This window comes from Streptomyces sp. NPDC088147, from assembly GCF_044741565.1.
GTDB lineage: Bacteria > Actinomycetota > Actinomycetes > Streptomycetales > Streptomycetaceae > Streptomyces.
The window spans coordinates 660,334-679,044 of the sequence record NZ_JBIUSY010000003.1 but is presented as its reverse complement, the minus strand read 5'-3'; the positions used below and the strand labels follow the sequence as shown (position 1 = coordinate 679,044).

The 18,711-nt window shown below is 65.7% G+C and carries 15 protein-coding genes and 1 riboswitch; of the genes, 7 read left to right on the top strand and 8 right to left on the bottom strand.

Features of this window, described 5'->3' with window-relative positions:
• Window positions 1-70: 70 nt before the first annotated feature.
• From cydB to hisC, 3 genes are all read right to left on the bottom strand, one after another.
• Window positions 71-1,066, bottom strand: a complete 996-nt coding sequence (gene cydB, locus ACIOGX_RS13890; RefSeq protein WP_401912902.1) for a cytochrome d ubiquinol oxidase subunit II — start codon at window positions 1,064-1,066, stop codon at window positions 71-73.
• 14 nt (window positions 1,067-1,080) lie between these two features.
• A complete protein-coding gene (locus tag ACIOGX_RS13885) occupies window positions 1,081-2,589 on the bottom strand; it encodes a cytochrome ubiquinol oxidase subunit I (protein WP_356508999.1) in 1,509 nt (502 codons plus the stop codon).
• A 285-nt stretch (window positions 2,590-2,874) separates the two neighbouring features.
• Entirely contained in the window at window positions 2,875-3,969 is a 1,095-nt protein-coding gene (gene hisC / locus ACIOGX_RS13880; protein ID WP_356508997.1) for a histidinol-phosphate transaminase, read from the bottom strand.
• Window positions 3,970-4,338: 369 nt separating this feature from the next.
• Between hisC and ACIOGX_RS13875 the strand changes: the two genes are divergently transcribed.
• The 4 genes from ACIOGX_RS13875 to ACIOGX_RS13860 all read left to right on the top strand — a co-directional run bounded on the left by ACIOGX_RS13875 (window position 4,339) and on the right by ACIOGX_RS13860 (window position 9,931).
• Window positions 4,339-5,451 (top strand): LacI family DNA-binding transcriptional regulator, encoded by a 1,113-nt coding sequence (locus ACIOGX_RS13875; protein WP_030349867.1) that lies wholly within the window; start codon window positions 4,339-4,341, stop codon window positions 5,449-5,451.
• Between the two features lie 456 nt (window positions 5,452-5,907).
• On the top strand, window positions 5,908-7,023 hold the full coding sequence (locus tag ACIOGX_RS13870) for a metallophosphoesterase (protein ID WP_383969204.1): 1,116 nt from the start codon (window positions 5,908-5,910) through the stop codon (window positions 7,021-7,023).
• A gap of 148 nt (window positions 7,024-7,171) precedes the next feature.
• Window positions 7,172-8,029 carry a hypothetical protein gene (locus tag ACIOGX_RS13865; RefSeq protein WP_401912898.1) on the top strand — a complete coding sequence of 286 codons (858 nt, stop codon included), beginning with the start codon at window positions 7,172-7,174 and terminating at the stop codon, window positions 8,027-8,029.
• Between the two features lie 339 nt (window positions 8,030-8,368).
• A complete protein-coding gene (locus ACIOGX_RS13860) occupies window positions 8,369-9,931 on the top strand; it encodes a recombinase family protein (RefSeq protein ID WP_401912895.1) in 1,563 nt (520 codons plus the stop codon).
• Window positions 9,932-11,307: 1,376 nt separating this feature from the next.
• On the opposite strand, the gene ACIOGX_RS13855 is transcribed toward ACIOGX_RS13860, so the two are convergent.
• The gene (locus tag ACIOGX_RS13855; RefSeq protein WP_401913401.1) at window positions 11,308-11,769 is read right to left on the bottom strand and encodes a DUF2199 domain-containing protein; all 462 of its coding nucleotides are present in this window, start codon (window positions 11,767-11,769) and stop codon (window positions 11,308-11,310) included.
• A 239-nt stretch (window positions 11,770-12,008) separates the two neighbouring features.
• Between ACIOGX_RS13855 and ACIOGX_RS13850 the strand changes: the two genes are divergently transcribed.
• The gene (locus ACIOGX_RS13850; protein ID WP_401912892.1) at window positions 12,009-12,596 is read left to right on the top strand and encodes a recombinase family protein; all 588 of its coding nucleotides are present in this window, start codon (window positions 12,009-12,011) and stop codon (window positions 12,594-12,596) included.
• A gap of 275 nt (window positions 12,597-12,871) precedes the next feature.
• Complete coding sequence (locus ACIOGX_RS13845; RefSeq protein ID WP_401912890.1) at window positions 12,872-13,111, top strand: hypothetical protein; 240 nt, start codon at window positions 12,872-12,874, stop codon at window positions 13,109-13,111.
• Here the strand turns inward: ACIOGX_RS13845 and ACIOGX_RS13840 are convergent.
• The 3 genes from ACIOGX_RS13840 to ACIOGX_RS13830 are packed head-to-tail and all read right to left on the bottom strand — an operon-like array spanning window position 13,108 to window position 14,634.
• Complete coding sequence (locus ACIOGX_RS13840) at window positions 13,108-13,938, bottom strand: helix-turn-helix domain-containing protein (protein ID WP_401912887.1); 831 nt, start codon at window positions 13,936-13,938, stop codon at window positions 13,108-13,110. The genes ACIOGX_RS13845 and ACIOGX_RS13840 overlap by 4 nt on opposite strands.
• Window positions 13,935-14,459 carry a DUF6879 family protein gene (locus ACIOGX_RS13835; RefSeq protein WP_401912884.1) on the bottom strand — a complete coding sequence of 175 codons (525 nt, stop codon included), beginning with the start codon at window positions 14,457-14,459 and terminating at the stop codon, window positions 13,935-13,937. The genes ACIOGX_RS13840 and ACIOGX_RS13835 overlap by 4 nt, the downstream gene beginning before the upstream one ends.
• Complete coding sequence (locus tag ACIOGX_RS13830; protein ID WP_401912881.1) at window positions 14,443-14,634, bottom strand: hypothetical protein; 192 nt, start codon at window positions 14,632-14,634, stop codon at window positions 14,443-14,445. The genes ACIOGX_RS13835 and ACIOGX_RS13830 overlap by 17 nt, the downstream gene beginning before the upstream one ends.
• A 311-nt stretch (window positions 14,635-14,945) precedes the next feature.
• Here ACIOGX_RS13830 and ACIOGX_RS13825 point away from each other — a divergent pair, with 311 nt between their 5' ends.
• Window positions 14,946-16,580 carry an HNH endonuclease family protein gene (locus ACIOGX_RS13825; protein ID WP_401912878.1) on the top strand — a complete coding sequence of 545 codons (1,635 nt, stop codon included), beginning with the start codon at window positions 14,946-14,948 and terminating at the stop codon, window positions 16,578-16,580.
• Window positions 16,581-16,730: 150 nt separating this feature from the next.
• Here ACIOGX_RS13825 and thiC read toward each other — a convergent pair whose 3' ends face one another.
• Window positions 16,731-18,551 (bottom strand): phosphomethylpyrimidine synthase ThiC, encoded by a 1,821-nt coding sequence (gene thiC, locus ACIOGX_RS13820; protein ID WP_401912875.1) that lies wholly within the window; start codon window positions 18,549-18,551, stop codon window positions 16,731-16,733.
• Window positions 18,544-18,687: riboswitch (TPP riboswitch) on the bottom strand. Its footprint overlaps the gene before it by 8 nt.
• Window positions 18,688-18,711: the final 24 nt, after the last annotated feature.

Here is an 18,711-nt window from a genome sequence, read left to right as displayed (position 1 = left end):
TCGTGATCCAGCGCCACGGGGTCCGGCACCGCGTGATCCGGCGCCGCGTGATCCGGCGCCTTCGCCGCGGTTACTCGGCGATGTGCTGCGTACCGATCCGCTTACGGAACACCCAGTACGTCCAGCCCTGATAGAGCAGCACGACCGGAGTCGCGATCCCGGCGCACCACGTCATGATCTTCAGCGTGTACGGGGTCGACGAGGCGTTCGTCACCGTCAGGCTCCACGCGTCGTTCAGCGAGGAGGGCATGACGTCCGGGAAGAGCGTCAGGAAGAGCATCGCGACCGCGGCCACGATCGTGACGCCGGAGAGCGCGAACGACCAGCCCTCACGCCCCGCCGCGATGGCCCCGATGGCGGCGGCCAGCGCCGCCACGGCGACGATCATCGCGACCAGGCTCTTGCCGTCCCCGTTGTCCGCCTGGGTCCAGAGCAGAAAGCCGAGCGCCAGTACGGCGGTGACCGCTCCGAGACGAAGGGCCAGCTTCCGCGCCCTGAACCGGATGTCCCCCACCGTCTTCAGCGCGGCGAACACCGTGCCGTGGAAGGTGAAGAGGGCCAGGGTCACCAGCCCGCCGAGGATCGCGTACGGGTTGAGCAGATCGCCGAGGGTGCCGACGTACTCCTTCTGCGCGTCGATCTTCACGCCCCGCACGATGTTGCCGAAGGCGACGCCCCACAGCACCGCGGGGATCAGCGAGGTCCAGAAGATCGCGTTCTCCCAGTTGCGCTGCCAGTTCTCCTCGGGCCGCTTGGCCCGGTACTCGAAGGCGACACCGCGCACGATCAGACAGACCAGGATGAGCAGCAGCGGCAGATAGAAGCCCGAGAAGAGCGTGGCGTACCAGTCGGGAAAGGCGGCGAAGGTGGCCCCTCCGGCGCTCAGCAGCCACACCTCGTTGCCGTCCCAGACGGGCCCGATGGTGTTGATGAGGACCCGTCGCTCCTTGCGGTTCCGGGCCAGCAGCTTGGTCAGGATCCCGATACCGAAATCGAATCCCTCGAGGAAGAAGTAGCCGGTCCAGAGAACGGCGATCAGGACGAACCAGACGTCGTGGAGTTCCATCGCTCCTCAACTCCTCAGTACGAGAAGGCCATCGGCCGGTCGGCGTCCGTGTGGTCGCCGCCGATCTTGGTGGGCGGGTTGAGGTCGGCGTCCGTGAGCTCCGGCGGCCCGGCCTTGACGTACTTGACCATCAGCCTGACCTCGACGACCGCGAGGACCGCGTACAGCAGGGTGAAGACGATCATCGAGGTGAGCACCTCGGCCTGGGAGACGCCGGGGGAGACGGCGTCGGCGGTGCGCAGCACTCCGTACACCACCCACGGCTGGCGCCCCGTCTCGGTGAAGATCCAGCCCCAGGAGTTGGCGATCAGCGGGAAGAGCAGCGTCCAGAGCGCGGTGATCCAGTACCACTTGGCGAATCTCGGACTGAGCGCCTTCTTCCGGAAGAGCACCAGATTCGGCACTTCGTCCTCGCCGGTCCGCAGCGCGGGTGGCAGCAGGAACTTCTTGCGCGTCAGCCACAGCCCGACCATGCCGATGGCCAGGGACGCCATGCCGAAGCCGATCATCCAGCGGAATCCCCAGTAGGCGACGGGGATGTTGGGCCTGTAGTCGCCGGGACCGAACTTCTCCTGCTCGGCCTTGTTGATGTCGTTGATGCCGGGGACGTACGAACTGAAGTCGTTGTTGGCGAGGAAGGAGAGCATCCCGGGGATCTCGATGGCGACGTCGTTGTGCCCCTTGTCGACGTCCCCGTAGGCGAACACGGAGAACGGCGCGGGCGCCTCGCCCTCCCAGAGCGCCTCGGCCGCGGCCATCTTCATCGGCTGCTGCTTGAACATGACCTTGCCGAGGGTGTCGCCGCTGACGGCGGTGAGCAGTCCGGCCGCCATGACGGTGATCAGACCGAGGCGCAGCGAGGTGCGCATCACCGGGATGTGGCGCTTGCGGGCCAGGTGGAAGGCCGCGATACCGACCATGAACGCGCCGCCGACGAGGAAGGCGGCCGTGATCGTGTGGAAGAACTGCGTGAGCGCCGTGTCCTGGGTGAGCACCGCCCAGAAGTCGGTGAGTTCGGCCCGGCCGGCTTCCTTGTTGATCCGGTAGCCGATCGGGTGCTGCATCCAGGAGTTGGCCGCCAGGATGAAGTACGCGGAGAGGACCGTGCCGATCGAGACCATCCATATACAGGCCAGATGGATCTTCTTGGGCAGCTTGTCCCAGCCGAAGATCCACAGTCCGATGAAGGTGGACTCGAAGAAGAAGGCGATCAGCGCCTCGAAGGCGAGCGGGGCTCCGAAGATGTCTCCGACGAACCGCGAGTAGTCGGACCAGTTCATCCCGAACTGGAACTCCTGCACGATGCCGGTGACGACCCCCATCGCGATATTGATCAGAAAGAGCTTGCCCCAGAACTTCGTGGCCTTGAGGTACTTCGGGTTTTCCGTGCGTACCCACGCCGTCTCCAGCCCCGCGGTGAGCGCGGCGAGCGAGATCGTCAGGGGGACGAAGAGGAAGTGGTAGACGGTGGTGATGCCGAACTGCCATCGCGCCAGGGTCTCCGGCGCCAGAGCGAGGTCCACGTCATCTCTCCTTACATCACGTCGCCGCGGTCGCAGCCGCGGCCTGCCCCATTTGCCCTGGACGTAACACCAGGAACTGGGGCACGCTTGTGAACGCGTTCACATTCACAAGCATTATGTCGCACAGCCTTCCGGATCTTTGCGTGGGGGGTCCCCTCCACGGAGAGACCCGGGGAACGCCCGCGAAGAGGCGCCCGGGAACGCCGAAGGGCGGCCTCGAAGAGACCGCCCTTCGCTCCAGAACTCCGCTTCCGGCTCGGAGCCGGAGTCGTTGCTGCGCCCGGACTACATCTCCTTGCGGAACGCCTCGGCTGCCTGCAAGAAGAGGTCATTGGCCTCGTTCTCGCCGACCGTGACCCGTACGCCCTCGCCCGCGAACGGCCGTACGACCACACCGGCCGCCTCACACGCCGCGGCGAAGTCCAGCGTGCGCGCGCCCAGCCGCAGCCACACGAAATTGGCCTGCGTCTCGGGCACGGTCCAGCCCTGCCCGACCAGTCCCCGGTACACCCGCTCCCGCTCGGCGACCAGCGAGCCGACCCGCCCCAGCAGCTCGTCCTCGGCGCGCAGCGAGGCGACCGCCGCCTCCTGTGCGATCTGGCTCACACCGAACGGGACCGCGGTCTTCCGCAGCGCCGCCGCGACCGGCTCATGGGCGACCGCGAAGCCGACCCGCAGGCCGGCCAGCCCGTACGCCTTGGAGAAGGTCCGCAGCACAGCCACATTCGGCCGGTCCCGGTAGATGTCGATCCCGTCCGGAATCGCACCACCATCGCCCTCGCCGGCCCGCATGAACTCGCGGTACGCCTCGTCGAGCACCACCAGCACGTCTCCGGGTACCCGGTCGAGGAACCGTTCCAGCTCGGCCCTGCGCACCACCGTGCCGGTCGGGTTGTTCGGGTTGCAGACGAAGATCAGCCGGGTCCTGTCGGTGATCGCCCCGGCCATCGCGTCCAGATCGTGCACCTCGCCCGCGGTCAGCGGCACCTTTATCGAGGTGGCGCCCGAGATCTGCGTGATGATCGGGTACGCCTCGAAGGAGCGCCAGGCGTAGATGACCTCGTCACCGGCGCCCGCGGTGGCCTGAAGCAGCTGCTGGGCGACGCCCACCGAGCCGGTGCCGGTGGCCAGATGCGAGACGGGCACCCCGAAACGGTCGGCCAGCTCGTTCATCAGGCCGGTGCACGCCATGTCGGGGTAGCGGTTGAAGACGCCCGCGGCCGAGATCGCCTGCTCCATGACGCCGGGCAGCGGCGGATACGGGTTCTCGTTGGAGGACAGCTTGTACGCGACCGGTCCGCCGGAGGCCGCGGGCTTGCCCGGCTTGTACGTGGGGATGCCGTCCAGCTCGGTACGCAGCTTGGGGCTCGTCTCGCTCACCGCAGGTCCTCCTCGGCCGTTCACGGGTCCTTACCTCTTCAATACTGCTCACCCTATGAGGATTCGCGGCCCCTGCGAATGGCGGGCACCAGGAAAGCCCGCAGGGGTGGGGCGCGCTCGCCTTCCTGGCGCGCGCCGGTGGCCCGCGCCGTGGCGCGCATCCCCCGTAGAGGTGAGTTGAGACCTCTTCGAAACATGGGCCCTTCGACAGGCCCATGCCGCTCCTTGCATGGCAGACCAATGTGAAACCCACCAACGCCCTTTCCTTCCAAGCTCGTTGGTGATTTTGGATCATGCAGAAACGTGCCTGCTGCCGGGTGCATATGCGACCGGCCCCACCGCCCCTCAGCGCCCTACTATCGGCTCGCCATGACAGCAGCAGGGAAACACCAGGTGAGCCGGACGGACACAACCCGCCGGGGAAGCCGGCAAAGTCGGGCGGGCATCCGGGACGTAGCCGCCGCAGCCGGTGTCTCCATCACGACTGTCTCGGACGCGCTCAACGGCAAGGGACGCTTACCCGACGCCACCCGACGCCATGTCCGAGAAGTCGCAGAGCGCCTCGGCTACCGGCCTTCCGCCGCGGCCCGAACCCTCCGTACCGGCAAGTCAGGACTCATCGGCCTGACCGTGACCACATACGGGGATGAACCTTTCACCTTCACCGAGTTCGCCTACTTCGCCGAGATGGCCAGGGCCGCGACCTCCGCCGCGCTCGCGCGCGGCTACGCCCTCGTCATCCTCCCCGCCACCTCCCGCCATGACGTCTGGTCGAACGTCGCCCTCGACGGCACCGTCGTCATCGACCCCTCCGACCACGATCCGGTCGTCACCGAACTCGTCCGCCAGGGCCTTCCCGTCGTCTCCGACGGCCGGCCCGCGGGCACCCTCCCCGTCACCGCCTGGGTCGACAACGACCACGAGGCGGCCGTCCTCGAACTGCTCGACCATCTCGCCGCGGCCGGGGCACGCCGGATCGGCCTGCTCACCGGCACCACCACGGACACCTACACCCGGCTCTCGACCACCGCCTATCTGCACTGGTGCGAGCGCGTCGGCCAGGACCCGGTCTACGAGTCCTATCCCGCCCACGACCCGTGTGCCGGGGCCGTCGCCGCCGACCGGCTGCTGGCCCGCCCCGACCGCCCCGACGCCGTCTACGGGCTCTTCGACCCCAACGGCACCGATCTGCTCGCCGCGGCCCGGCGCTACGGGCTGCGCGTCCCCGAGGATCTGCTGCTGGTCTGCTGCAGCGAGTCCACGGTGTACGCCGCGACAGAACCGCCCATCACCACGCTCTCGCTCAAGCCGCGCCGCATCGGCACCGCCGTCATCCAGCTCCTCATCGACGCCATCGAGGGGATCGACACCGGCCGGCCGGTGGAGCAGGTGATACCGACCGAACTGATCATCCGGACCTCCTCCCAGCGGCGGCCGCCGCGCACCACGGTCAGCGCGCCCCGGTCCCCCGCGGGCGACTGACCGAAGGCCGAGGACAACGGACGATACGGTCCCCGGGTCTGTGGAGCTTCCCGCAGACCCGCCGGACGGCCCCGCGAACCCGTCGGCCAGTCCCGCAGACCGTCGGGCGGACAGTCCCGCAGACCGTCGGGTGGTTCCGTGGTCCCGTCGGACAGGCCGGGAAGCCGCCGTACGGTCCCGACGACTCGCCGGGCGGCCCCGGTCAACCCGCCGGACAGCGCCGGAGACTCGCCGTCCCCGGGGCCGAAAGAAGGACCAGACCTTTTCGCATATCGGGCGATCGGCACGAAAACAGCCGCTGAACCCGAGGTCCCGCCGAATTCTCCCCCCTGGTGCGTCACAGAGCGGGAGCGGCGTTCCTATGATGGGCGCACGACACCACGGACCTCGTCCTACCTGCGATGGGCTCACCCCCATCCAGCCCGGCGGGCCCGAGAGGTGTACGGCGGCGCGACGGTGGTGGAGGGGTCGATGACACAGGGGGCCGGCGAGGGACCCGTGGTGCGGACGGCGACGTTGCGCGACTTCCGCGTACCGCCGTACGCGCAGGTTCCCGTGCAGTCCGGAGAGCCCGGTCCGCCCGGACCGCCGGCCGACGGCCCGTCAGGGCATCCCGGCAACGCGGTCCCGGACCACGAACCGCCGGAGGGCTACACCCCCACCGAACGCGACCTCCCGGTGATCAACCGGGGGGACACCGTCCAGGTACGGGTCGACCCCGTGGAGCCGTCCGCGCCCGACGGCCGCGGCCCGCTCTATGTCGTCGGCGACGTCCACGGCTATCTCGACGAACTCCTCGCCGCGCTGGCCGCGCAGGACCTCATCGACGCCGACGGCCACTGGGCCGCGGGCAACGCCCGGCTCTGGTTCCTCGGCGACTTCACCGACCGCGGCCCCGACGGCATCGGGGTCATCGACCTCGTCATGCGGCTCTCCGCCGAGGCGGCGGCGGCCGGCGGCTACTGCAAAGCCCTGATGGGCAATCACGAACTGCTGCTCATCGGCGCCAGGCGATTCGGCGACACGCCCGTCAACTCAGGCGCCGGCACCGCCACTTTCCAGGCCGCCTGGCTGCTCAACGGTGGCCAGCGGACCGATATGGAGCGCCTCCAGGACGTCCATCTGCAGTGGATGTCCCGGCTCGACGCGGTCGTCGAGGAGGACGAGCATCTGCTGATGCACTCCGACACGACGGCCTATCTGGACTACGGATCCACCATCGAGGACGTCAACGACACCGTCCATCAGATCCTCACCCGCAATGACGCCGACGAATGCTGGGACCTGTTCCGCAAACTCACCAAACGCTTCGCGTTCCGTGACGACGGCGGGCCGCAGGCCGTCCGCGAACTCCTCTCCCAGTACGGCGGAAAGCGGGTCGTCCACGGCCACAGCCCCATTCCCTATCTGCTCGGCGAAGTCGGCACAGAAGACGCTTCCGACGACGAAGGCGACACGGGCCCGGTAGTGGAAGGGCCACACGTATATGCCGACGCACTTGCCATCGCCATGGACGGTGGCGTCACCATGGCGGGAAAACTGCTGGTCGTACAGCTTCCACTGGATAAGTGAGTCAATGTGTGACAGGTGATTTCCCCAAACCCCCTGTCACGCCCCGCCACAACGGCTCTACCATCGCCTTATCCGTAGCAGGCTCTCCTCCGTTTCCGGCCAACTGCCCGTCCCACACGGGCGAACCGGCCCTACGGAGCATCGGGGGATGCACATGAACAGCGCTCCACACCTGCTGAGCGAGGATCGCGCGGATTTCGAGCGGATCCTCGACGAGGCACTGCGCCAGACGCACGACCATGCGGAACTCGCGGAACTCTCCGCGGCCGGACAGCGGCTCAACAGCGAGCAACTGCGCACGATGGCCCTGAGCGCCACGGCGCTGATCACCTCGTCCGCCGCCGCCGAGTACGAACACTTCGCGAAGATCCGCGAGGAATTCCGCTCACCGGCCCCCTCGTCCTCGTCCTCGTCGGTGCGTGACATCGCCTCGACCCCGTCGGGGAGCGGGACTCCGGAGGCCGGAGCGGGGCTCGCGGCCGTCATCGCCGTGCTGGCCCCGGTCCTCGGCGGCACCGCGGCGGTGATCTTCCTGCTCGTCGGCTACCTCCTCAAAGCGCTCAGCCCGCCGCCCGCCTTCGCCCGCAGCATGGTCGCGGTCGGCTGGTTCTTCGCCGCCGTCACCGTCGTCGGCCTTCTGGTCGCCGCGACAGGTCTGCTCGTCACGGCCCTGCGCAACACCGCGACCCAGCTTCCGGCCGAGGAAGGGTGGGGCGACGAGTTGCCCGACGAGGTGGCCCACGCGCGGGAAGCCTGGCGCCAGGCCCTGCTGGAGCGCGGCATCCTGCCCTTCCTGCGGGCCGCGCTGGCCGACCCGGGCACCACTCCGGCCGCCCCGCCCGCACCGCGCGCGGCACAGCCGGTGAAGCACCTGCCCAAGATCGGCTACAGCCGCCCCGACTTCTCCAGCCCGGACGAGGGCTCGGCCTCCGGCCGGCGCCCGACCTACAGCAGCCCGGACTTCTCCAGCCCCGACTTCGGAGGCCCGGAGCACCGGCCGGAGTAGCCTCTCCGGCCGGTGCCCGGCCGTACCGGCCCGGTGCGTGGCCGCGTCGCGGAAGCGCTGCGCAGGGGCCGCGGCGGCAGACACAGACACCCTCCGCGACACCCCGCGCGCCCCTGCGCCCCTGCGCCAGACGCTCGCTCAGTCCACGAGCGGCAGATACACCCGGTTGCCCGCCGCGGCGAACTCCTTGGACTTCTCCGCCATGCCCGCCTCCATCTCGCCGCCGTGCCTGCGCCTGATGTCCTGCGAGATCTTCATCGATCAAAACATCATCAGAGCACACATAAATTGGCTAGGCTGCTACTCCCACCGCATCAGAACCACTCAGGGGGAGCAGAGTTGAGCGACCAGGAAACGACCGTCGGCCGGCATCGGGGAGTGCCGGACGACCTGCCGACACCTGCGGAGGTACGGGTCAAGCTCGCCGCGGACCCCACCCTCAAGTGCGTGGTGGCCTACGCCCGTATCTCCTTCGACGGCCGGAAGAAGGACGGGCACGGAATCGAGGACCAGCATCGCGAGATGACCGCCGCCGCCCGCTCATTCGGCTGGCTGCTCGTCGATCGCTACACGGACAACGACAAGAGCGCGAGCCGCGAGGATGTCGTACGCGACGACTTCGAGCGGCTGCTCAAGGACCTACGCGTCGGCCAGACCCCTGAGGGCTACCCGATCCATGGCGTGATGGCGGCCAACGACGACCGCCTGTACCGACGTCCCGCCGACTGGGAGCGCTACCTGAAGGCGTTCACCGCCCACGAGGGCCGCGTCTATCACGACTCCAACGGTGTCCAGGATCTGTACGCGGAAGGGTTCGAGATCAAGGGCCTGGTCGGCGTGGCCATGTCCCTGGCCGAGACGAGGAAGAAGCAGCGCCGAGCCAAGCAGAGCCACCGCAGCCGCGCCATGCGTGGCGAGTCCGTGTCCGCTTGGCGCCCGTTCGGCTGGGACGACGACAAGGTGACCCTGTGCCCGGCGGAGGTCGACGCCATCCGGACCGCTGTCCACGACGTCATCAGCGGTGCGTCGGTGGGGGAGATCACCGCACGGTGGAAGGAAGCCGGGTTCATCACGGCCCGGGGCAACGCGTTCCAGTACAACAGTGTGAAGCAGGTGCTCACGAGCGCCCGCCTCTGCGGCTACCGGGAGATCAAGGGCGAGCTGGTCCGAGATGGCGACGACCAGCCGGTCGTGGGCGAATGGGAAGCCGTCATCACCCCGAAGCAGTGGTATGCGGTGAAGGCCACCATCAAGGAACGCGGCCGGGGAAGCGGAATTCCCACCGGCGGCACGGTCCACAAATACTTGCTCACAGGAATCCTGCGCTGCGGGGCCGCGCTGGACGACGGCTCGATCTGCAACAACAAGATGATCGGCATCAAGGCAAACAAATGGCTCACGTACAAGCACGCATACATGTGCAAGAAGAACGTGGACGGCGGCTGCAACAAGACATACAAACGCGGAGACGAGACCGACAAGCACATCGAGAAGCTGGTCATCGCCAAGCTGGAACGCCAGGCTGCCGCCGCTGCGAAGGATATTCCCGAGTGGGGCCGCGCGGATGAACTGGAGCAGGCCCTGAAGCGTCGCAGCGAACTGGAGCGCCGCTGGCAGGCTGGCGAAGTCGAGGACGATGTCTTCTACCGCAACCTCCCGGGCCTGGACGCCCGGGTCAAGGAGCTGCGGGCGGAGCAGGCCAAGCACCTGGCCCTGAAGGCCGCCGCCGAGGAGGCGACGGCCGACGTGGCAACGGCGTGGGAGTCCCGCACGCTCACCCAGAAGCGGGCACTCATCAAGAAGACCCTGACCACGGTCATCGCGAAGCCGAGCGGCAAGACCGGTCGGGCGAAGTTCGACGTGGAACTGCTCGCCCCGGTATGGGCTAGCTCCGCCGAGTAAGTCTCACTCCCAGGATCTCCCCCATTTGCTGAAGCTGAGCTTCGGTGAATGGGAGAGAGTCGTTTACATGCCGGTCAATCCACCTGTCGACGCTCGCCTTGTGCACACGTACCGACCGAACCAGATGTGGAAGCGATGACTATCTCAAACTCCTAGGGCAGCAAACACAAGGAATCCATAATACCCTCCACTCCATCAATTCGACATAGCAGCCTGTCAATTCATCATGCGTACAGCTGCGACATACGTCACCGAACCCGCTCCATTCCCGAAGCCTTTCCCTCGTTCGGTATGCTGCACAGGAGGTCGCCGTCGTCGCTCCCGACTGCACGAGACCGAGTCCAGGCCCGAAGCCTGGGCGACCTGTGAAAACCATGCCGGCCGTGGCTGGTCCACCCCCGCGAAGAAAGGGAGGCACATGGCCCGCCATCAGGCGGGGGTAACTGGCGCACCCGTGCGCCGCACAGGAAGGAGCCGCGCTCAGTGGCTATCCACTTCGGCATTGGCCGTCCTTGGGGTGGGATCTCCCAGCACGAGTACCGACGCATGGCCCAGGACATCCGGCACCAGCTCGCTTACCGCGTCCACTTCGCCGCCCTCGGGTGGGCCGACTGTCAGGGCCACGCGAGCTTCGGTCCTGGGAAGTTGGCCGCTCTGCTGGGCAATGAGGAGCAGCCCTTGTCGGACCAGAGCGCGACCAATGCCGTCATCCGCGCGAAGCGGTTGGACCTCGTGTCACCCCGGTCCGGGGCCGCTTGCCTCGTTGTCCCTCCTCACCTCTTCCAGAAGAGGAAGGGCGCCCCGGTGCCGTGCCGCATCCACCAGGACCGATAGACACCGCTGCCACGTGTAGCCCACACACACCACACGTGTAGCCGCAATGCCTCTGAGCTGCGGAAACGCACACGGTCTCTCTTATCTATTTGGCCACACAGTGCGGCCCCTGCCGGGGCCGACAGCACAAAGCGTCATGCTGAGCAGCAACGAAGGGGGGCGAGGCGCGACAGCGCCCTCATCTGAGGCAAGGGCGGCCGTCGGGCCGCCATCGTCCGAGCCTGTTTCGACAAAGCGGCCCCCCAGGGGCCGAAAGACGAAGGCCAGGAAGTTAACCAGGTGGGGCGCTACGCGCCCCAAAACGAGCGAAGCCTCGAAGGACAAGCTCAACGGATGCACTCTTGTGCAGTCTCCTGGCCACCGGCCGGATGGGATGAGGCGGCTTGACCTGCATGTTCTTCGCAGCCGTCTCCTTTCGCCATCGTCGGACGACCTTTGGAACCGTGGCAGGACCTCTGCGGCCAAGACGTGGCGGTCCGCCTTGTCGGGCTCAAGGGGTCATACCCCCACCCCTTCGCCGCCGATCTGAACAGCTTTGCCGGTCAGCCGTTCGCGCCGTTGCCATGGAGGACGGCTTCGGCAATCTGGCGTACGCGGTCAAGAGTGATGCCGGTGCGCTGCTCGACTGCGAGGGGGTGGTCAGTGGGTTCGAGCTCGATGTAGGGGCGCTGGCCGACCGGGCGGGTGTGAGTGTTCGTCTTCAGGTTGATGGTGCTGGGCGAGTAGATCGGAAGCTCGGTGGTGAGCCAGCCGAAGTACGGCTTCTCAGCTTCGCGTCCCGGCGTGTTCCACATGTCGGCGGCCCGGGAGAAGTTGTCCCGACTGAGCGAAACCCAGACCCCCCACGAGAACACCTCATCGCTGCCGACGACCGGTATCTCGATCAGACCCCTGCCGAAGTAGTGCTCGGCGTTGATGACGCACTGGTCCGAGGAGAGCAGGCTGTCAGGTCGGCCTTCGAAGCTCTCGTCCCAGACGTCGGGGGCTGTGGTGCTGTAGCTCATCGGAAGCTCCGCGTGGTACTCGCCGCAGCATGAGCAGGTGTAACCGAGATCGTTGGCCATGTGCGGGAGCCTAGCTTCGCTGCGAAGCGTAACTACGAGCCTTGGTCTCAATAACCAAGGGGGGGTTGTGAGACGAGCCCGCCAAGGTGCAGAGGAAGGGAGCCGCCCTGTTCAAAACCCGTCTCACAACAGACTCTTCGATCTTGCAATTTTGAGACGAGTTATGAGACAGTCTTGCCATGGCAACGATCACCACCACAACCGGCCAACTCATCGGCTACGCCCGTGTTTCGACGGACGACCAAGAAGCACGGCTTCAACGCGACGCGCTGACCGTCGCAGGCTGTGCCCGGATCTTCGAGGACAGGGCTTCAGGTAAGAACACCGACAGGCCAGAGCTGAGAGCCGCCCTGGACTACGCCCGCCCTGGCGACACCCTCTGCGTTTGGAAGCTAGATCGCTTCGCCCGGTCGCTCATCGACCTCGTAACGATGGTGGACACCCTCAGGGAGCGAGGCATCGGGTTCAAAGTCCTCACTGGCGCACTGGCCAACATCGACCCCGGTACGGCGGACGGCCGTCTCATGCTTCAGGTAGTCGGTGCGATGGCGGAGTTCGAGCGCAGCCTGATCAAGGAACGGACCCGCGCTGGACTCGATGCAGCCAGGACCCAGGGGCGTACCGGCGGGCGGCCGACGGTAGTCACCGAAGACGTGCTGACCGTCGCCCGAGCCACGCAGGCGAAAGGTGAGAGCGTCAGTGCCATCGCCAAGGCTCTCGGTGTCTCCCGCGCCACCTTGTACCGCCACCTTGCCGAGGACGCCTGAAATCGGCTGCCCGGGTTGTGGTCGGGCTATCCCGTCCGCTCGACCCATGCGAAGGACGTACACCGGCGCCGGAAGCCCTTATGACCCGTACGGCCTGTGTGGCTCATGCTCTCGATGTCCACCGCGGCTCCGTCGTCCGATGCTGGCGCCTGCCAGTCGCAGCGCAGGCATTCGGCCTCGAACGTCATGTCCGTTCCTGGATGCTGAGTGATCCGGTGTTCCACGTACCGCAGGACCGACCGCGTCATCGCGACCCCCGAGTCCGGTGCGGATGGTTGCGGATCTCCACATCCGCGTCCGTCGCCGCCGAGAGGTCGCCTCGGTCCCGAGCCTCCTGCCGCTGCGCGACCAAGGCCCTGCACACCCCACACCCGTCCGCCGGTTTCGGTGGCAGGTTCGGCAACGACAGGTACATCGGCCCCGACATCGTCGTCTGCGCTCTGCTCACGCCGTACGCCTCCCCGCTCGCTCAATCGGTGGAGTCGATGGTCCAGCCGCTGATCAGCGGGATCTAGTCCGTTTCCCGTTCGCGCAAGAATCCGTCCCGGATGTCCGCGAGCATCCTCCGCATCTCGTCGCTGGCAAGGGCCACCGAGGCGAATCGCTCGTACTTTTCGACATACAGAGCGACATCCCTGGGATCGGTAACGATCACCTCGGCATGCGTGGTCTCGACGGTCACCGTGCGGTCGTCCCGGACGACGAAGGAGTGCCCCGGCACATCGATCTGTGGACGGTCCAGCGGGACGACCCGGACGTCCACGTTCGGCAGGCGGGAGACGGAGGCGATGCGGTCCAGCTGTCCGGCCATCATGGCGGATGGGAGAAGGCGCCAGCGCAGAACGGGTTCCGTGATCACGAAGCGGAGCTGCTTCCCTGTGTCGTACAGCACTCGTTGCCGTTCGATCCGTGCACCGATGGTTCGGGCGAGCTGGTCCTCGCTCAGCCCCTTGCCTTGCAGGACAGCTCGTACGTACTCGGGTGTCTGCAACAGGCCGGGGACCAGGGACGGCTGGAACAGCCGTAGGAGCTCCATCGACGCTTCCAGCGCCCGGATCTCCTCCTGCTTCCGGTGGAAGCCCATACGTCTGAACAGCCGCCAGGCCGTCGCCTCCGTGGCCTGAGCTCGGGCCGCGGCCATGTACTCGGCCTTGACCTGTTCGGACACCTCCAAGGCCGTCAGGATGCGCTCCACGTCGATCACGCTGGGCGCCACGTGGCCGTTCTCAATCTTCGACAGCTTGGCGGTGGACATGACCGCGCTACGGGCTACCGCCTTGGCCTCCTTACCGGATGCCTGTCGCAGAGCCCGCAGCGCTGTACCCAGCTCCGTTCTGTTCACCCGCCGTACTTCGCCCACCATTCGGGGAACGGCTCGGCGTGAGCGAGAGCCGTGTCCCGGTAACGGACGAACTCCGCCGCACGCCCGGCCTCAAGGAAGTCCGGCCCGAGGAACACACCTGCGTCGTCGTAGTTCATGACGACGGGGGAAACCTCATCGAACAGCCAGAAGTCCGGCACTCCTGCCAAAGGGTTCGGCCTCTCGGTGACGTCCAGGATGAAGAACTCCTCACCGCCCGTCATGTTCTTCACGTACCCCCAGCCGAGCTCATAGCGGAGGTAGTCCGTCAGCGGACGGGAGACGATGTGCACCCGGTGCATCCGCTTGCCGGCGTGCGTAGCGGCCCGGACGGTCTCGACCCATCCCGCGTTGTAGTCCTCCGGCTGCGGCTCACCCGCCAGGAAGGCCCGGAGGTTATCCGCGCTCGACGGGACGTTGTACTCGTCCAGGATCTCCAGTCGGAATGCCTCGCGGTGGAACGTCTTGAACCGCTCCGCCAGGTTGCTAGATGAGCTGATCACGGATGGCCTTCCGGATGAGTTCCATGGGGATCTCGACCAGGGTCTCGTGCGCCGGGATCTCCAACCCGTGGCCAGTCCGGGTCTCACCCTGCACGAGAAGGGTGTCTCTGTCCGTCGCATACAGCGTGGGACAGTCACCGTTCTCACAGGTCGTTACGAGCTTCCTGGCCTCCACGTGCTGCCCCCTCGCTACGGCTGCCCTGTGTACCGCTTCATGGTCCCGAGTAACACGAGGGCGTTGCAAGGCATCGAATTTCCACAACGGGAAACAGCCCTGCCGACGCCTTGAGCAACCACTTGGCGCGATCGATAGAAGGCACATATGGGCAAAAGGGGAAATTTAGTGTCATACGTAGATAAAAATACTCTCCAGTACGTCGAGGGTAATCATTCACCCCCAATTGACGCCAGAAACCGTTAGTGTGACCGTGATTCGACGCGCGTGAATGACTCTGCCTAGCAGCAGACATGCGAAGGGGACTGGTAATGCCGACACACATGGTCAATCTTGACGCATTGATCCCACGTGAAGATTTTGAGGCTCTGCCGTCCGAACAGGCAGCCCCGACCTCCGTCCTAAGCACCACGTTGAAAATCACTGACCTCACCCAGGACAGTCTTATGTACAACGTCCTGCGGAAACCTGATTTTCAGCGAGAAACGGCTAACTGGACACCCGAAAAGGTTGCCGAACTCGTTCGTAGCTTCCTTGCCGGCGATTTGATTCCTTCCATCATCCTATGGCGCTCCCCAGCTAGCGGGAATATCTTCGTAATTGATGGCGCCCATAGACTCAGCGCGCTCGCCGCTTGGGTCCAAGACGACTACGGCGACAAGCACACATCAATCAGGTTCTTCGATAATTCAATCCCAAGCGAGCAGAAGAAGGCTGCCGAAGCCACGCGCAAGCTGATCCAGCAGAGCATCGGATCGTACGCAGACCTGGGCCTCGCCCTCAGAAACCCCGACACCACTTCGAGGGAGAAGCTTCAGCTCGCAAGAAACCTAAGTGCTTTCGCGGTACACCTCCAGTGGGTGAACGGAGAGGCAGAGAAGGCGGAGAGTTCGTTCTTTAGGATCAACCAACAGGCAACACCAATCGATCCGATCGAACTCGAAATGATCAAGGCGCGCCGAAAGCCCAACGCACTCGCCGCTCGCGCCTTCATCCGAGCAGGCACCGGACACAAATACTGGTCATCTTTCGAGGAGACAGTCCAGGCGGAGATCGAGTCTCTCGCCAAGGATGTCTACGACCTGATCTTCAAACCGAACATGGATATCGCTATCCGCTCGGCCGATCTTCCGGTAGCTGGCAGGGGATACTCTGCTGATAGCGTCAAGATGGTGTTCGAGCTAGTAAATTTCGTCAACAAGACCCGCCGAGACCTGGGCACAGGAAAGCGCGGAAGCAGAAGCCAGGACCAGCTCGACATTTTGGCTGACGACCTCGATGGCGCCAGCACGCTCAAATATATGCGGGCAGTAAAAAGGACCGCTGGCAGGATCGCAGGGAACGAACCGGCGTCCCTCGGACTTCACCCCGCAGTCTATTTCTACAGCGCTACAGGGCGATTTCAGGCGGCGGCTTTCCTGGCCGCGACAGAATTCATCCAAGAGCTGGCAGAGAAGAACCGGCTTTTCAAATTTACGGACATTCGCGAGAAGTTCGAGGAATTCCTGGTCGACCACAAGTATTTCCTGAACCAGATCGTGCAGGCGTACGGAAGTCTGCAGCGTTCCGTGCCATCCATTTTGAAAATGTACCGAGTCGCCTTCGAAGCGATGGCTGAAGGAGCTGACGCCGCCGAGATAGTTGCCCGCCTGCAAGCAGACACCACGTCGCCCCGCGTGCCCGTGAAGGTCACTACCGACGATGACCGGACCCACCGCAGAAATTTCTCGGCCGAGACGAAGAACTCTGTATTCCTGAAGGAGACGTTGACGGCAGCCACCAGGTGTGAAATTTGCAGAGCCCGCCTGGACTTCAAATCCGTCACTGTAGACCACAAGATTCGGAAGGAAGATGGAGGAACAGGGGCTCCCAGCAACGCGGCCTTGACTCACCCGTTCTGCAACTCTGGCTATAAAGAGAGTCGGGAGTCCAGCAGAACGGCCTGAACCGGAAACGGTCAATGAAATGGGCTAGTGCCGGTTTGAAACAAGCGGTCCGGTCTAGCCGAAGCTCACCGACTCACAAGACCGTGGCGCAATAAAATCGGCCCGCGACTCCGCCCATGAGGTCGCGGGCCGATCACATGTGCGCCCTCGTTAGTCGGCCAGCGGCAGGTAGACCCGGTTGCCCGAGGCCGCGAACTCCGCCGACTTCTTGAGCATGCCCTCGGCGATCTCCTCCTCGGACGCCGCCGGCTCGTCGCCGCCGAACTGCTCTGTGATGCTTCTGCTGATCTTCATCGAGCAGAACTTGGGCCCGCACATCGAACAGAAATGCGCGGTCTTCGCGGGTTCGGCCGGCAGGGTCTCGTCATGGAACTCCCGTGCCGTGTCCGGGTCGAGTGCCAGATTGAACTGGTCCTCCCACCGGAACTCGAACCGGGCGTCCGACAGCGCGTCATCCCACTCCTGCGCCCCCGGATGCCCCTTGGCCAGGTCCGCAGCGTGGGCCGCGATCTTGTACGTGATGACACCGGTCTTCACGTCGTCACGATCCGGCAGACCGAGGTGCTCCTTGGGGGTGACGTAGCAGAGCATCGCCGTGCCCCACCACGCGATCATCGCCGCGCCGATGCCGGAGGTGATGTGGTCGTACGCCGGGGCCACATCGGTCGTCAGCGGGCCGAGCGTGTAGAACGGCGCCTCCTCGCAGATCTCCTGCTGAAGGTCGATGTTCTCCTTGATCTTGTGCATCGGGACATGCCCCGGGCCCTCGATCATCGTCTGCACGCCCAGCCGCTTCGCGGTCGAGTTCAGCTCGCCCAGCGTGCGCAACTCGGCGAACTGCGCCTCGTCGTTGGCGTCCGCGATGGAACCGGGCCGCAGACCGTCACCCAGGGAGTACGTCACGTCATACGCCGCGAGGATCTCGCACAGCTCCTCGAAGTTCTCGTAGAGGAACGACTCCTTGTGGTGCGCGAGACACCAGGCGGCCATGATCGAACCGCCGCGCGAGACGATGCCCGTCTTGCGACGGGCCGTCAGCGGCACATACCGCAGCAGCACTCCGGCGTGCACCGTCATGTAGTCGACGCCCTGCTCGGCCTGCTCGATGACCGTGTCCTTGTAGATGTCCCAGGTCAGCTCCTCGGCCTTGCCGTCCACCTTTTCGAGCGCCTGGTACAGCGGGACGGTGCCGATGGGAACGGGGGAGTTGCGCAGCACCCACTCCCGGGTGGTGTGGATATTGCGGCCCGTGGAGAGGTCCATGACCGTGTCCGCGCCCCAGTGGGTCGCCCAGGTCATCTTCTCCACCTCCTCCTCGATGGAGGAGGTGACGGCGGAGTTGCCGATGTTGGCGTTGACCTTCACCAGGAACCGCTTGCCGATGATCATCGGCTCGATCTCCGGGTGATTGACATTGGCCGGCAGGACGGCCCGCCCGGCGGCGATCTCCTCGCGGACGACCTCCGGGGGCACGTTCTCGCGGATCGCGACGTACTCCATCTCCGGGGTGATGTCACCGCGCCGGGCATACGCGAGCTGGGTCACCGGCTGCCCGTCCCTGCTTCGCCTGGGCTGACGCGGCCGGCCGGGGAAGACCGCGTCGAGACCGCGCAGATCGGTCGATCCGCTCCGGAGCAGTCCTCCGCGCGGTGAGGTGTGCTTGAGCCCGTCGTCCTCGGGACGGACCGGTCGGCCCGCGTACTCCTCGGTGTCGCCGCGACCGATGATCCAGTTCTCGCGCAGCGGTGCGAGACCGCGGCGTACGTCGGTTTCGACTCCGGGATCGGTGTACGGACCCGACGTGTCGTACAGCGTGACGTCCTTGCCGTTGGTGAGATGCACCTGACGGACGGGCACCTGGAGGTCCGGGCGCGAACCCTGGACATATCCCTTGTGCCAGCCGATGGACTTTCCGGCCTCGCTCGGCTTCCCCGAATCGGAGGCAGACGGATGTGCGGCCTGAACGGTCATGAGACCTACTCCCTACGCCGGCATTACCCGGTAACAGGTTCAGCGGTCGGCGCAGCGCAGGTGTCCGGGGAAGTGACCCCGGGCACACAGTCAGCGCCCTCTCAGCCCGGTGCTCCGAGCTCCCGCGTGTGCAAAGGTTGCCTCCACGCTAGCGTCATAT